We start from the raw sequence: 14,854 nt of genomic DNA, 5'->3' as shown, positions 1-14,854 counted from the left end.
GAATGCCCAACCTACGCTTCTCCTGGCTGCCGGGCTTGGGAATGAAAACCTGCCGGACAGGTTGGACTCGATGGGCTAGCTGTAATCTACTGACCAGTTTCAGCCGTTGAGACAGAAGCAATTGCTTGACTCCATCAACGAGATTTATATTTGCTCACTCGGTATTGCCGAATGGAGAAACCTAGAAAGTCAACCCCCACCTGTCCATCCACTGGATTCAGGGTATGACAGATGCGGGTCTTACTTGGCTTGAACGCCAGTCCCATCTTCTCTAACCACTTGCCCAATAGCTGTTGGGCGTGTTCAATGACCTGTCGTTCCGGATGGATGAGCAACAGATCATCGGCATAGCGGATCACCCTTGCCCCTTTGCAATAGCGGGCAATGTAGGTTTCCATGCCATGCAACGCCACATTCGCCAATAAGGGTGACAAACTTCCGCCCTGTGGTACACCTTGCGGCGTTTCACTGTATTGGAAGTTGTCCATTACCCCTGCCCGCAACCAGGCTCGGATTTGTCGAGTGACAAACGGGCTGGCGTTCAGCTTCTTCAACAAGGGTTGTCGCGCAATCGTGTCGAAACACTTTGCCAGATCGGCATCTAAAACCCATTTCGGTTGATGACAAACCTGGAGGTAGATCGCCATGATTGCATCGTGACAGGAGCGCCCTGGACGAAAGCCAAACGAGTGTGGCTCGAACTTGGCTTCCCATTGTGGTTCCAACGCTAACTTGAACAGGGTTTGTCTTGCCCTATCCTCTAAAGTTGGAATGTTCAATGGTCTGAGTTCTTCGGTGTTACCCGGTTTAGGAATCCAGACCCGACGCATGGGAGAGGCTTTGCCCCAACCAGACTTGAGACGTTGAGCGAGGGACAGCCGTTGATTCGGTGGAAGCGACTTTAAGCCGTCGATGCCTGCTGTCTTCCTGCCCGCATTGTCTTGCGTCACTCGTCGAACGGCCAGCACTCTCGCTGCCCAAGAGTGAATCAGGAGTCGCTGAAGCCTGCGAACTTTTGCCCGTTGACCACGACCAGTGGCTCGGTAGATTTGCTTTTGCAACTTAAAGACTTTCCGCTCTAACTTGCGCCAGGGGATGGACTTCCATTCATACGTAGTCGTTAACTCGCTCATGACGTGTGCATTGCGACTGGCAACTCTACCTTCCCAATTGTTGGGTCTCCGTCTGCATATCCTTTGGCTTTCCCAAAGGCGTTGGCTTCTGAGACAATCCCGTCTCCCCAACCCATGCGGCTGACTACCTGCTCTGACATCGACCGTTCAGAGAGCGGTCGGGGAGGTTACTTTGTTCCTATCTTCCGTTTTGCGCTGACTGTAGGCTCCCACTCTCCACCGGGTTTCTTGCTGAGTGCTTGCAGGTCAAGCGTCGCAACTGCCTGCCAGTTAGCCTTTCCCTTTTGGGCAAGCCCATAAACCCGCGTAGGCTTGTTCACGATAACGATGGTTCAGACATGGGTTCACTTTCGTTAGCCTTGGTTAGCTCTGCTCGACGGAGTTCTCAGTCGGGTTCTGAGTGACCGCCTTTTAGCCCTGCTTCAAGCGATTGAGAGTCAGTCGCACACTTGAGGGCTACGCTGTTACCCCAGCACTAGGGGAGTTGGAATTGTCCAACCTGGACGCACCACACGAAAGATAAGTTATCAAGGTTCAGAACCCTGACCCCGCTTTAGCTCTAGCCCTTTAGGACTCGATTTGAGCGGGAACAAGTCGCACGCAACGATTCGTGTAAAAGCGAGCCATTCCATCCAAATGAAGTCAATTCGATAACTTCTACTAATGCTCACTTTCTTGGTGGTTAGTTGCCGGATGCGCAGAAGACCAACGCAAGAATGGGGGTTACGCTCGACTTAAATAGCTTAAAACCTATGAAAAAGCTTCTTTTTGCGTGTCATTTAGTCCAAAAGCTGTCCAGTCGGTCTAAGTAGTGGTTTGAGTGCCATAAAAAAAAACTCATCAACTGATTTGCTTGAAACCCTTTCAGCATAGGGGTCTCAAGCAAATGGCTCACTTTTACATGAATCGTTGCCAGACCCCACACTCAGGCGCTACACAGGTTTGAATGAGCCGTCCATCGGCAGCTGTTCAAATGGCTGAATCGCCATAGTCAGCGACGCAGCTTCACCTGGGAGACTTTCAAAAGCTACCTAACAAGGTACCCTCTCCCAAAGCCAAGTCGCCTGATAGCACTTCATGCCGTCTGGTAAATGACCGAATGAAGAGGCTCGTGCGGGAAATCCGCAGGCGGGCTTCTGTAAGGGGGAGTCCTCAACGCTGTATGGCTGAATCATGTGGCACTCTCGATACCGAAAGGCGAGAGCAACAGAGAAAACAAACCATGCCTAAAACATCGAAGGAGCCTCTCTACTCGACCTCAAACCCCCTGTACAGGAATCTGAATCACAAATTCGGCTCCCTCTCCAAGGGTAGAGCAACAGGTTAATTTGCCGCCATGTTTCTCGGTAATGATTTGATGGCTAATGGACATCCCCATTCCAGTCCCTTTACCGACGGGCTTTGTCGTGAAGAAGGGATCGAAAATGCGTTGTTGAATCTCTTGAGGAATGCCAGAACCATTATCCGTGATCGCTACCTGCACCCATTGGTGATCGATCGCAGTTGTCCGAATCGTAATTTGACTCGGCTGGCTCTGGTTCTCTTGATACGTTCGTTTCGCGCTCAGTTCTTCTAAGGCATCAATGGCATTTGCCAGAATGTTCATAAACACCTGGTTCAGCGATCCGGCATAGCATTCGACCAGAGGCAATTGACCATATTCTCGAATGATCTGAATTTCTGGATGTCCAGGTGTGCTTTTGAGGCGATGTTGCAGAATCAGTAGCGTACTATTGATGCCTTCATGGATGTCGACGGTTTTGCAGTCTGCTTCATCCAGTCGGGAGAAATTGCGGAGCGATCGCACAATTTCACAGATGCGGTGAGTGCCGATCTTCATGGATGCAAGCGTTTTGGGTAAATCTTGCCGAATAAATTCTAAATCAAGGTCGGCAACCGTATCCTGAAGCTCGATCGCAGCATTGCCGCTGTGCTGCTGAGATAGCTGCACAAAAGCCAATAAATTGTCGGTATAGTCCTGCACATGCGTAAGATTGCCATGAATAAAATTAACAGGATTGTTGATTTCGTGAGCAACCCCGGCAACCAATTGCCCCAGCACTGCCATCTTTTCTGATTGCACTAACTGCACCTGAGACTGCTGCACTTGTTGCAGTGCTGTTTGGAGTTCGGTAGTGCGTTGTTCAACCTGTTGCTCCAAGGTTTGATGTAGGTAGCGCAATTTTAATTGAGTGGTCACACGGGCAAGCAACTCAGCTTCTTGAAAGGGTTTGGTGACGTAATCCACCGCACCCAGGTTAAAGCCTCTGACTTTATCCGTAGTGTCGGAGAGGGCAGTCATAAAAATCACCGGCATACCGCAGGTGGCGGGAGCAGCCTTGAGACGGCGACAGGTTTCAAAACCATCTATTCCGGGCATCATGACATCTAGCAAAATTAAGTCGGGTTGGCTGATAGTTGCTTGTTTGATAGCGCGTTCTCCATCAGTGGCGATCGCCACCTCAAACCCAGCATCACTCAATACTTCTGCTACCACCTGCAAATTGGCTAAAGTGTCATCGACTACTAAGATTAGCGGGTTATCTTTCTCTTTCATAATTAACCTCTTGTAGGGCAGGTAACGTCATCGAGCCATTGCTGAAGCAACGCTTCTAATTTGGCAACTTGAAAGCCCTTGCTCAGTTCAAGCAGTTGCGTTGTCAGCGGCGTATACTGTGGATTTTGGTATTCCAAGCCCTTTGCAACCTCGGTTAGTTTTTTCAACCGTCCCTGTTGGGCTAACTGAAGCAATTGTTTCAGATCTGCGGCTGGCGGCATGACTAGCGGTATGGTTGCAGTGAGGCTATGCTGTGGTTCAAGACTTGGCGATGGCATCGGTGCATCACCTGAGGCAGTCGATTGGTAAATCCAGGTCAATTGCAAATGTTTGCGGAGCATCTGAAACAAGTCATCTGCTTCTACAGGTTTGGTGAGAAAATCATTCCCTCCTGCATCCAAGCTCTGTTGCTGATCCATACTAGAAACCGAGGCAGAAGAAACAATGACTGGAAGCGGTTTGAGCATCTCAGACTGCCGAATCTGCTGGAGAAACTGGTAGCCATCCATAATCGGCATCATGATATCAGTGATGATCAAATCTGGCTTCATTTGCATCGACTTCGTCAGTCCATCTTGACCATCCTCTGCTTCAATCACAGTGAAGCCAAGAGGTTCTAACAAGCTGACAATCACTGATCGGTTTTCCCATTTGTCATCTGCGATCAGGATGGCTTTGCGTTCACCTTGATAGCCGACGAGTTGATCGCCAGTGGCGTTGTTGGTCGCCTGTTGCCATTCTGCTGCGATCGGCAGTGCAACATCACAGAAAAAGGTGCTGCCTTCGCCAAGCTGACTCTGTACCTGAATGCGACTACCCATCAATTGGGCAATCGTCTGACTAATGGCTAAACCTAAGCCAGTGCCTTCGGCATTCCGTTTTTGGTTACTGACCTGTTCAAACGGCTGAAAGATTTTTTCTAACGCCTCTGGACTCATACCAATCCCGGTATCACTAATGTGAAAGCGGAGCCTAGCTGTCGATGCCTCAGTCAAGTGTCTCGGCTCCATAGCGGTCTCTTGATCAAGCCGTTCGACCCTAAAGGAGACCTTACCCTGATCAGTAAATTTGACGGCATTACCCAACAAATTCAGCAACACCTGTCGTAAGCGTTTCTCATCGACTTCAACGCCCTGTGGTAGTCCGGCATCCGGCAGATACACAAAGTCAATGCCTTTTTGCTCGGCGCGAAGACTCACAATCTCGGCAACGCCCTGTAACAGCGCGGGCAAATGAACCGTATGCGGAGCTAACTCCAACCGACGGGCTTCAATTTTGGCTATCTCCAAAATGTCATTGATCAGGGTTAATAAGTGCGAACCGCACTGGTAAATAATGTCAATCCCCTTGCGTTCTTTTTCGCCCCAACTTTGGGAGCGACTGAGAATCTGGGCATAACCCAGAATGCCGTTGAGGGGGTGCGAAGTTCATGGCTCATATTTGCCAAAAATTCGCTCTTTGCTTGGTTTGCCGCATCAGCAACGTTGCGCTCTTGCTCCAACGAAGCATAGGACTGTGCCAGTTGGCTTGCCATCTGGTTAAATTCCTGTGCCAGTTGCTCAATCTCATCGCCTGTGTGAACGTTAAGGCGGTAGTTCCAGTCGCCTTCCCCCAGTTTGGCAGCCCCCAGTTGCAGGGCTTCAATGGAGCGAATCACCGGCAAAAGGGTCAGGGCAAACTGAGCGATAAAAATCAGCAGCACCACCCCAATTAACCCATAGGTCGCCAGGGTCGCGGTTTGTTTGAACTGCTCTGCTGTCTGTTGGGTGGCGGCATCTTGCTGGAGGACTTCGTCTGCTAGGGCATTGAGAAACAGCTTGATGTCGTTTTGAAAGGAATTGATGGCTTTGACATCTTGCTGAGACTGCTGCGGAGAAGATGTAGTCTGGCTTGCCAACTCATCCACTAACCGCACCAAAAACTGGTGGCGGCGACGCACAATATCGGTTTGCGTGGACTCTGGCATGAGGGTTTCCAGGGTCTTCAGTCCCGCTAAAAACTCAGCCTGAGCTTGCTCGTAGACAGCCAAATCAGCACGGCTCCGATTGAGCAAGAGATAGTTTTTTAGGGTTGAGGTTTGTTCTTCCAGAGAAAGCCGCAGGTCTTGAGTTTTGCGAACAGCTTGGTGAGTGCGATCGCGGCTCTGTTCCACCGCTTTTTCAGTTTGCTGGATTAGATGCGTACTGCCTCCCATGACAGCGATCACTAACCCGATGGCGATTGCAGTGGAGCCAATAAAACGGGTGAGAATCTTCATCGTTCGGCAATGGTAATCGATTTCAACCGCTTATGAATCTGCCGAACGGGTTCAAAATCAGCGTCTTTTGCCAGGGTATAGCCTGCTGATTTAGAACCGCTAACATCCACCACACCCACCGGAGCATCGATCAGAGCCTGCTGGAGTTGAGCGATTTCTTGAGGCGCAAATTTGCTGGTATTAATCACAACGGGTCCGGTGGGAATAGGATCAGATTCCCAGATGATTTTGTAATTCGCAGCCGGGAGTTTGCCCTCAGCTTGTACTCGTCTAAAAGAAGATTTATCATCGGCAATCGCATCGACTTCTCCATTCGCCAATGCCGTTTGAGTCTTATCGTGGCTGCCAGCGTAGCGAATGCGAGAAAAGTCTCGCGTTGGGTCAATCCCCTTCGCCTGGAACGCGTTCAAAGGCATCAGAAACCCAGATGTCGATGAGGGACTCACAAAAGCAAAGCGTTTCCCTTTCAAATCTGTGAGTGACTGAATGTCTTTACTAGCATCAGCAACGATCACGCTGGTGTACCAGGGGCGACCGGATGTTGCGTCAATGGGTAAGACGAGTGGGGCAATCTTGGCATTGCGATCGTGAGCTTTGACGTAGGTAAGGGCTGCTAAGTAAGCCATTTCCACTTTTTCTTCAACCAACAGATTTACGGCTGTGGCATAGTCCTTCGCAATTTGAAACTTGACTGGGCGCTTCATGGTCTGCTGAAGATAATCTGCCAGCGGCTGTAATTTTTTCTCTTGTTCTGCGGGGCTTTGCCAGGGAATGACGGCAACATTCAACGTCTCAGTAACAGCCGCTTGAGGAGAAGAGGCAGGGCTGGCTTGAGAATTGGTGTTTGGAGAAGTGGCTGTGCAACTAACGGCGATCGAGCTGAGGGAAAAGAGGAGGATGAAACTCAAAAATTGTTTGCAAGGGCGATCAAGCCGCCTACCAAAAAGCTGTTGCATGAGATTGCTCCTTTGGAATGGGAAGAAAGCTGCATTGAAACTAAACCTTGGCTCCCGCTTAATGTTCCCAGCAAGAGATTTGAGGTCTCATCCAACACTGTTGGCGAAACATTGTTTAATACTCTGCAAGTCCTGCAATCCCGTTGTCCTCTTGTTAAAGCTGATTGAGTTTTGTGGAGCAGGCAACGCTAGCACAGAGGTTCCAGGTATGAAGAAATAATTGTCTCGTCTCGTCGAGCGCTTGTGGATCGGTGAGGCGCTCGACTTGACCATTGACCATGACGCTGCGCCAATGCAATGGATTGTGCACGGCTTCCACTTGTAAGCAAATTTCGGGATTCGCGTCAAGGTCATGAGTCTACGTAAGCGGCGCTTTTAGTACACCCATGCAGTAACTAATCTTGATGCTCCACTGACTCAGCCCTAGCGCGTCCAGCCAGGTCAGCCACTACCCCGATCAACAGTGTCAAGTTGATCAGTTTAGCCAGATGCCGTTGGAACCCAGCCGTGAGCGCCCCTTGCTGCTCGCGCTCGGTCACGTAGGCTAGTAATGGTCGCGGCTGGAATTTGTCCTCCTGCGGCTGCCAGTGAGCGCACTTGACGGATCAGCGTCAGTCCATCTTCATCGGGCATTCCAATGTCAGTCAGAAGGACGTCATATGGCTCGGGAGACTCTATAAGAGCCGCAAGCCCCTCTCTGGCTGCGGTCACTGCAACTAAGAGCGGTTGTCATAAATTCACCAATAGCATTCGTTGCTAAAACTAAGCCATCGGGCTCTTTTTTGCCTTTATATAGCAGCTGTGAGTGAGCAGAAAATGTGGCGTAAGGGGTCAGTATACCTTCAGTCCAGCGTTCTGGCTTGTGATGACCTGGGATCAGCTGTGGTAAAACAGCACAGCTTAGAAGTAGTCCAAAAGCCTAGAACACTGACAGGTGTTAGCCTTGCAGGCTGACGCTACTTATTTGACAACGAGACCACACTTTCTGCTGATTCACATCACCATTTTTCTAGGTATGACTATGCTAAGTATGAGCTTTTGCAGCTTCCTGACGAGCGAAAGTGCCTATGAAAGTTTTGCTGATTGAAGACGATGCCGCGATCGCCGAACTACTCAGGCAGTCTCTAACGGCTCAACACTATTTGGTTGAGGTCGCAGCAGATGGACAAGAAGGCTGGGATTTGGCAGAAGCGTTTGCATATGACCTGATCTTGTTAGACCTGATGCTGCCTAAGTTAAACGGCATTCACTTCTGCCAGCGATTACGCCATGAGGGCGATCGCCGCTCACAGTTACTGAATCACAGCACACCTATCCTTCTGATGACTGCTGAGGATGTTAGCAGTCATCGAGTTGCGGGGTTGGATGCTGGAGCCGATGACTACATTGTGAAGCCTTTTGCTTTGGACGAACTGTTAGCACGGGTTCGGGCGTTGCTGCGGCGCGGCAGTGTTGAGCGATCGCCCCTTCTGCAATGGGGACAGTTACAATTAGATCCGAGTGCTTGTCAAGCGAGTTATAACAGTCAGCCGTTTCATCTCAGTTCTAAGGAATATAGCCTGCTAGAGCTTTTTCTACGGCATCCTCAACGTATTTTTAGCCATGGAACTCTAGTCGAGCAGCTTTGGGCGCTAGAAAACACACCGACTGAGAATGCAGTTCGAGCCCAAATCAAAGGGTTACGCAAGCGACTCAAGGAAGTTGGCGTTGAGGACTGGTTGGAGACAGTCTACGGGTTGGGGTATCGATTAAAAGAATCAGGGGGGGTGAGGGACGCAACAGAAGTTGAGAAGGGTGAGGTCGTTTCATCCGAGCAGCCCGCCCTTCCACAACCGCACCCTTCACCCATCAACACCTTTTGGGAAGAATATCGATCACAGTACTGCGATCGTCTCTCGATCATCGAACAGGCGATTGCTGCTTTACAAACTCAAACGTTGTCAGAGACGCTTCGACAGCAAGCACAGCGGGAAGCCCATACGCTCAAGGGCTCGTTAGGATTATTCAACTTAGATGATGCGTCTGAATTGTCACGCCAGCTTGAGCAACTTCTGAAGACTGACCCCTTGGGGCCGTTACAGCAAGCGCAGTTAGCTGCATTAGTATCAAGGTTGCGCCAGTCCATCGAACAACCTTTGCCTCAAACAGCATCAAAGCCAACGGCTAGACTGGTTAGTTCTAATGCCTCATCCCCAAGCTTTGTCTTACTGCAGCGATCGCAATTACTGCTGGTGGATGATGATGCTCAACTCCTTAATATTGTGCAAGCGATGTTACAACCTTGGGGCTTTCAGATTGTCTTGCTCAGTAGAGCCCAGCAGTTTTGGGGCACCTTGGAAGAGGTGAAGCCCGACCTGCTGCTGTTAGATATCGAAATGTCAGAGGTTAACGGCATCGATTTATGCCAAGCGATTCGCAACGACTCACGGTGGGATGATTTACCCATTCTGATGATTTCTGCTAACAACGAGGATGAAACGATACAACGGGTATTTATGGCGGGGGCAGATGATTATGTCAGTAAACCGATTCGAACTGCAGAATTAGTCGCGAGGGTAATTCGTCGCTTAGAACACGCAATGGTAGTGAAGAAGTTACGGGGCTTGGAGCAGTAAGCCGTCATGTTGAACAAAGTGCGCCGGATCAATCCTTACGCTGTTGCAGTGTTATCCGTTTTCACAGCAACGATTCTGACGCAGCTGCTCTATCCACTCCTGACATCAATGTCGTTTGCCTTATTCTATGCAGCAGTAGCCATAACAGCTTGGGTTGGTGGCGCAAGACCAGGATTAATCGCAACGTTTCTCTCCATCCTGTCTATCTGCTACTTCTTCCTACCGCCTATTCACTTATTCGCTATCGCAGATCCAGGTAATTTCCTGCGCTTGGTTTTGTCTGCGCTTGTGGCATCTCTGATTAATTATCTCATTTCAGCCCTCAGGAATGCCCAACACCAAATTCAACAATTGAGTGATCATCGCCTGAAAGAAAGCGAAGAACAACTAGAGCTAGCGATGCAAGCGGCTCATATAGGGATATGGAACTGGGATCTGGTAACAGGAAAGATTGTTTGGACTCCACAACATGAGCAATTGTTGGGGTTGGCTCCCGGTACGTTTGATGGTCGGTATGAAACCTTTGATGCTCGGTTACACCCAGACGATCGCGAAGGATTGAACCGAGCCGTTCAAACCGCCATCGAAGGGCAGAGTATTTACCAGCACGAATATCGCATCATCTGGGCAGATGGCAGTATTCATTGGGTCGAGGGGAGAGGGCAAACCTTTTATGACGGAATGGGTCAGCCCATCCGCGTGACTGGAACGTTGATGAATATTGACGATCGCAAACAAGCAGAAGAGGCACTGCGTCTGAGCGAGGAACGCTATCGCTCTCTTGTAGAGGCAACGACGGATAGTGTCTGGCTTACCGATGCCCAAGGCAATGTGCTTAGAACCGCATCGCTTTGGACTAATCTGACTGGGCAAGCACTCGATGAAACCTCTGAGTGGGACTATCTAAAAGCAATTCATCCAGACGATCGCGATCACATGCTCCAAGTCTACAGCCATTGTCTTGCCACAGGTGATCCCTACGCGATTGAGTATCGTGTGCTGTCTCAAGCGGGTGAGTGTTATTGGCTGGCAGTGAAAGCAGTACCTGTGTATAACCTAGATGGCAGCATTCGGGAATGGATCGGCACCTTTAATAACATCACCGAGCGTCGCACCGCTGAAACGATTCTGCTTCAAGCTAAATTAGAGCTGGAGCAGCGAGTCGCCGATCGCACCACTGCACTGCAACAGACCAGCCAGCTCTTGAATAACTTTTTTAGTGCTGCATCTTCAGCCAAAATTGGATTATGCATTCACGATCAAAAGCTGCGCTTTGTGCAGATCAACGAAGCGCTTGCCGCCATTAATGGACATTCTGTAGCCGATCATCTGGGCAGGACAACAACAGAATTACTGCCAGAATTGGCTGCCACTGTTACCCCCCTTCATGAGCAAGTTCTAACGACAGGACAGCCAATTATTGATCTAGAAATGACGACTGAATTACCCAGTCACCCTGGAGTGACGCGGTATTGGTTAGCCTCTTACTTCCCGATTTTAAGCAGCGATAGTGATGCTCAAACAGTTGGAGTGGGGGTCATTGTTACTGAAATCAGCGCTCGCAAACAGGCAGAAAATGCACTGACAAAAGAACTAGTACAAAGTAAAGCCTTGTTTAAGGCTTCCTTTGACGGTATTGTTGTCCTCAATCAGCAGGGATATGTGATAGACGCAAGCGAGAGTTTTGCTCGTATGCTTGGCTACAGCTTAGAAGAAACCCTCGCTCTTCATGTGGCCGATTGGGACGCTCAATGGACAAAGGAAGAACTGATTCAAATTGTTCAAACTGCTGAACTTGTTGATACTTCATTTGAAACGCTGCATCGCCGTAAGGATGGAGCGTTGAATGAAGTAGAAATTACTGTCAGCGAAGTGAAATCAGGAGAGGAGGTTTTACAACTATGCATTTGTCGAGATATTAGTGATCGCAAACGAGCCGAAGCAATTTTGGTAGAAGCCGATCGACGATGGCGTTCCTTACTCGACAATGTACAACTCGTCGTTGTGGGTCTAGACCACAATGGTACTGTTGAATACGTCAATCCCTTCTTTTTACAGTTAACTGGTTATACAGAGGAGGAAGTCTTAGGGCACTACTGGTTTGATCACTTCTTGATGCCTGGTCAAAAACCTTCTGCTCAAGTTTGCTTCCAGGAAGTGCTAGAAAAAGAATTTCATCCCTACTACCAAAACTCGATCGTAACTAAGCTTGGTGAGGAGCGGATGATTGCTTGGAGTAATACTCTACTGCGGAATGCTGAAGGAAAGCCCATTAGCACAATCAGCATTGGTGAAGACATTACTGAGCGCCACAGACTTGAGCAAATGAAGGCTGAGTTTATTTCGATTGTCAGCCACGAACTACGAACGCCCTTGACATCGATCAGTGGTGCTTTAGAATTACTATCCACAGGGTTAATTCAACCGGAATCAGATCGGGGACAGGAAACGATTGGAATCGCTGCAACAGAAGCCGATCGGCTCACCCGTCTGGTCAACGATATTCTTGACCTAGAACGCTTGGAATCAGGCAAAATCCGTTTAGAGTGTCAACCCTGGGATCTAGCTCAATTGATGACCCGCGCTGTAGACTTCATGCAACTGACTGCAAATCAGACAGGTATTACTTTATTAGTTGAGCCGTTGTCTGTCACTCTAGAGATTGATGGTGATCGCATTCTCCAAGTCCTGACCAACCTGTTAAGCAATGCGGTCAAATTCTCACCCAACCACAGCACCATTTGGTTAACTGCCGAGATTGATAGAGAACACCATGTCCTCCTTACTGTGCGTGACCAGGGACGCGGTATTCCTGCTAATAAGCTGGAAAATATCTTTGAGCGCTTCCAGCAAGTGGATGCTTCTGACTCCCGCAAAAAAGGAGGGACGGGTTTAGGATTAGCCATTTGCCGCAGTATTGTGCAACAACATGGTGGAGCGATATGGGCAGAGAGTGTTTTGGAGCAAGGAAGCCGTTTGCACTTTACGTTACCCTTGACAACAGAAGCTTGAGAAAGCCATGCCCAAACGGATTCTGCTGATCGACGACGAAGACGGAGCACGGAGAATTACTCAGTTCAGCCTGGAAGCGGCAGCTGGATGGGAGGTGCTCACAGCGGCTTCTGGCGCTGAGGGACTGAGTCTCGCCCAGACAGAACAACTCGACGCCATTCTGCTCGACGTCATGATGCCCGTTTTGGATGGACCGGCCACATTTCAGCGCTTGCAGGAAAATCCGATCACGCGATCACTCCCAGTGATTATGCTAACCGCTAAGGCAAGCACTACAGAACACCAGCCCTTGCTAGAGCTAGGCATTGCAGGCATTATCACTAAACCCTTTAAAGTCCCGGCCCTAATCGCCCAAATTCGAGCAATCTTGAACTGGCAAGATTAAGTACGAGTTCGATCGCACTATCACAAAATTTTCACACTTTTGCTTTAACTTCAAAGCATCGACTTGAAAACCCGCCAGATCACATTCAAATCGAGCGGTCAATTGGGTCGGTGTATTCATTCGTCAGTGTTACAACCGTCCTGTGTCTAAACCTTCTGCTTGCCAAGCAATCCCGCTAGACCCTGACCAATCCCAGCAGGTTTTAGTACCTGACTGTACCTGCTGTACTAAAACTGATTGTTTTGTTCACCCAACATCTCGTCCTCATAAAGGAGTGCTAGATGTGGCTCGAAGACCCTCAAATTATGATGCCTTTCAAAGAGTGGCTGTGGAGGTATTTAAAAACCGAAATCTGGGAGCGATCGGATCGCTCAAAAAATTCCTGACTGCTTTGCCTAGCCCCAGTTATATCAAAGAAGCCTTACTACAATCAATCTACCAATTAGCCGAGCAAGAGCCAGAGACAGCTCAATGGGTTTTGCAGTACCGCCAGCATCTCGAACCAGAACTCAATTTGATGGCTGTAGCACAACAAATTGCCACTGAACGATTACAAAATCAAGGACTGATACTCATTCAAGATTTTAACTTTACAGCGGATGGAGAACTGGAAGCAAGTGAGTCAATCAAGGCAGCCTTGCTAGAAGCAGTTTCGAGCGGTGATCGTCTGTTACTCGAAGAAATTCTCCTCATCAGTTAAACAGATGAGCTGAGACATCTGAGTTAAAAGTTGGCATGACCAACTGACAGCTTCTTGCGCTCAAATTCCTAATTAATAGCCAAATCTTTAGTTGATTTAAATTATTTCCTCCATGACTCTTCACAGCTTAATGGACGTCACAATGCTAGCCACTATGTCAGAATCTTCTCACAAAGCTCAGTCACAGCAAGCATTTCGCTCTCATCCAAAAGCAAACATTACTTTAGCTGAACAGATGCAAGAGCAGATTGCAACACTTCAACGAGCCTTCGAACTTGAACTGACTCTACGCCGTATTGTCGATACAGTCCGAGACTCCCTAGATGAAGTGCATATTTTGAAAACTGCTGTGCGAGAGTTGGCGTTAGAACTGAAAGCGGATTGCTACGCCTCATTAGACCAAAACTTAGAAACTGACCAACAACTTGAAAGAAAAGCTTTTCAGTTCTGTTTCAACGCTAACTCATCGCTAGGAAACATCACCCGACTAACTTGCCCGCTTGCCTATAGCAATGAGCAGCTAGGATCTCTATGGGTGAATCGAGGAACTCCAAGCACATTAACGGATGCCGAAATTTATTTAGTGCAACAAGTCACAAAGCAGTGTGCGATCGCTATTCATCAATCACGCCTTTATCAAGCAGCTCAGAAGCAAGTAGAAGCGTTAAAGCACCTGCATGACGTGAAAGATGACTTCTTGAACCGAGTAACGCATGATTTGCGATCGCCTCTGTCTAACATGCGGTTAGCGATTCATATGTTAGGGCATCAGTTAAGTGCAGGTAGAGCTCAGTGCGGTCGCATCTCTGAACAAAACTCTGCTTGCTCCAAAACTCTCACTTATCTCAAAGTTTTGCAAACCGATTGTGAACGAGAGATTACTTTGATTAATGATCTGCTTGATTTACAACGTCTAGAGTCTGATACACATCCCTTAAATTTGGTGGATAAAATTAATCTCAACCATTGCCTTATAGACTTGATTCAACCGTTTAAAGAGCAGCTGCAGCAACGAGAGCTCACTCTAGACCTTCAAATTATCCCTAATCTTCCAACACTGAAATCTGATGCAGCAAGTCTCCAACGAGTGCGCGGATTGAACACTTTACTACGTAAAAAAAGAGGCATCGTTGCAGTTGCCGTCATAGCAAGCAGAGAAGGAATACTAAAAATATTTTTTATGACGTGGGATGAAGACAAAAATTACGGCGGTTTAGTTGAGTAAGTTAGGTAATCGAG

At 48.6% G+C, this 14,854-nt stretch carries 14 protein-coding genes; 5 read left to right on the top strand and 9 right to left on the bottom strand.

Features of this window, described 5'->3' with window-relative positions:
• Positions 1-134: 134 nt before the first annotated feature.
• The 9 genes from H6F76_RS07520 to H6F76_RS07485 form a co-directional block, all read right to left on the bottom strand.
• Positions 135-1,133, bottom strand: coding sequence for a reverse transcriptase domain-containing protein (locus H6F76_RS07520; protein WP_190507162.1), 999 nt, complete (start codon positions 1,131-1,133; stop codon positions 135-137).
• Complete coding sequence (locus H6F76_RS07515; protein WP_190448451.1) at positions 1,130-1,273, bottom strand: hypothetical protein; 144 nt, start codon at positions 1,271-1,273, stop codon at positions 1,130-1,132. The genes H6F76_RS07520 and H6F76_RS07515 overlap by 4 nt, the downstream gene beginning before the upstream one ends.
• 27 nt (positions 1,274-1,300) lie before the next feature.
• Positions 1,301-1,453, bottom strand: coding sequence for a hypothetical protein (locus tag H6F76_RS07510; protein WP_190448452.1), 153 nt, complete (start codon positions 1,451-1,453; stop codon positions 1,301-1,303).
• Positions 1,454-2,391: 938 nt separating this feature from the next.
• Positions 2,392-3,690: a response regulator gene (locus H6F76_RS07505; RefSeq protein WP_190448453.1), complete on the bottom strand. Its 1,299-nt coding sequence runs from the start codon at positions 3,688-3,690 to the stop codon at positions 2,392-2,394.
• A gap of 2 nt (positions 3,691-3,692) precedes the next feature.
• Entirely contained in the window at positions 3,693-5,078 is a 1,386-nt protein-coding gene (locus H6F76_RS29660) for an ATP-binding protein (protein WP_347275990.1), read from the bottom strand.
• Entirely contained in the window at positions 4,997-5,947 is a 951-nt protein-coding gene (locus tag H6F76_RS29655; RefSeq protein WP_199321981.1) for a HAMP domain-containing protein, read from the bottom strand. Before H6F76_RS29655 ends, H6F76_RS29660 begins: the two co-directional genes overlap by 82 nt.
• Positions 5,944-6,903, bottom strand: a complete 960-nt coding sequence (gene phnD / locus H6F76_RS07495) for a phosphate/phosphite/phosphonate ABC transporter substrate-binding protein (protein ID WP_190448455.1) — start codon at positions 6,901-6,903, stop codon at positions 5,944-5,946. The genes H6F76_RS29655 and phnD overlap by 4 nt, the downstream gene beginning before the upstream one ends.
• A 154-nt stretch (positions 6,904-7,057) precedes the next feature.
• The gene (locus tag H6F76_RS30330) at positions 7,058-7,222 is read right to left on the bottom strand and encodes a hypothetical protein (protein ID WP_347240112.1); all 165 of its coding nucleotides are present in this window, start codon (positions 7,220-7,222) and stop codon (positions 7,058-7,060) included.
• Between the two features lie 161 nt (positions 7,223-7,383).
• Positions 7,384-7,536: a hypothetical protein gene (locus H6F76_RS07485; protein ID WP_190507160.1), complete on the bottom strand. Its 153-nt coding sequence runs from the start codon at positions 7,534-7,536 to the stop codon at positions 7,384-7,386.
• A 434-nt stretch (positions 7,537-7,970) separates the two neighbouring features.
• Between H6F76_RS07485 and H6F76_RS07480 the strand changes: the two genes are divergently transcribed.
• The 5 genes from H6F76_RS07480 to H6F76_RS07460 all read left to right on the top strand — a co-directional run bounded on the left by H6F76_RS07480 (position 7,971) and on the right by H6F76_RS07460 (position 14,840).
• On the top strand, positions 7,971-9,518 hold the full coding sequence (locus H6F76_RS07480) for a response regulator (protein ID WP_190507158.1): 1,548 nt from the start codon (positions 7,971-7,973) through the stop codon (positions 9,516-9,518).
• A 6-nt stretch (positions 9,519-9,524) separates the two neighbouring features.
• Positions 9,525-12,530, top strand: coding sequence for a PAS domain S-box protein (locus H6F76_RS07475; protein ID WP_190507156.1), 3,006 nt, complete (start codon positions 9,525-9,527; stop codon positions 12,528-12,530).
• A 7-nt stretch (positions 12,531-12,537) separates the two neighbouring features.
• Positions 12,538-12,915 carry a response regulator gene (locus H6F76_RS07470; protein ID WP_190448460.1) on the top strand — a complete coding sequence of 126 codons (378 nt, stop codon included), beginning with the start codon at positions 12,538-12,540 and terminating at the stop codon, positions 12,913-12,915.
• Positions 12,916-13,198: 283 nt separating this feature from the next.
• Positions 13,199-13,615, top strand: a complete 417-nt coding sequence (locus tag H6F76_RS07465) for a hypothetical protein (RefSeq protein ID WP_190448461.1) — start codon at positions 13,199-13,201, stop codon at positions 13,613-13,615.
• A 337-nt stretch (positions 13,616-13,952) separates the two neighbouring features.
• Positions 13,953-14,840 carry a GAF domain-containing sensor histidine kinase gene (locus H6F76_RS07460; protein WP_190507154.1) on the top strand — a complete coding sequence of 296 codons (888 nt, stop codon included), beginning with the start codon at positions 13,953-13,955 and terminating at the stop codon, positions 14,838-14,840.
• Positions 14,841-14,854: the final 14 nt, after the last annotated feature.

Origin of the sequence: Leptolyngbya sp. FACHB-321 (assembly GCF_014695975.1) — a bacterium.
Classification (GTDB): domain Bacteria; phylum Cyanobacteriota; class Cyanobacteriia; order Leptolyngbyales; family Leptolyngbyaceae; genus Stenomitos.
Note: the sequence above shows the minus strand (reverse complement) of the source record. Positions and strands in the feature narration are given on the sequence as shown.

Coding starts and splice junctions, on each gene's coding strand:
- H6F76_RS07515 (WP_190448451.1), bottom strand. CDS start 1,273: ATGTCAGAGCAGGTAGTCAGCCGCATGGGTTGGGGAGACGGGATTGTC.
- H6F76_RS07505 (WP_190448453.1), bottom strand. CDS start 3,690: ATGAAAGAGAAAGATAACCCGCTAATCTTAGTAGTCGATGACACTTTA.
- phnD (WP_190448455.1), bottom strand. CDS start 6,903: ATGCAACAGCTTTTTGGTAGGCGGCTTGATCGCCCTTGCAAACAATTT.
- H6F76_RS07475 (WP_190507156.1), top strand. CDS start 9,525: ATGTTGAACAAAGTGCGCCGGATCAATCCTTACGCTGTTGCAGTGTTA.
- H6F76_RS29655 (WP_199321981.1), bottom strand. CDS start 5,947: ATGAAGATTCTCACCCGTTTTATTGGCTCCACTGCAATCGCCATCGGG.
- H6F76_RS07520 (WP_190507162.1), bottom strand. CDS start 1,133: ATGAGCGAGTTAACGACTACGTATGAATGGAAGTCCATCCCCTGGCGC.
- H6F76_RS07470 (WP_190448460.1), top strand. CDS start 12,538: ATGCCCAAACGGATTCTGCTGATCGACGACGAAGACGGAGCACGGAGA.
- H6F76_RS07485 (WP_190507160.1), bottom strand. CDS start 7,536: ATGCCCGATGAAGATGGACTGACGCTGATCCGTCAAGTGCGCTCACTG.
- H6F76_RS07480 (WP_190507158.1), top strand. CDS start 7,971: ATGAAAGTTTTGCTGATTGAAGACGATGCCGCGATCGCCGAACTACTC.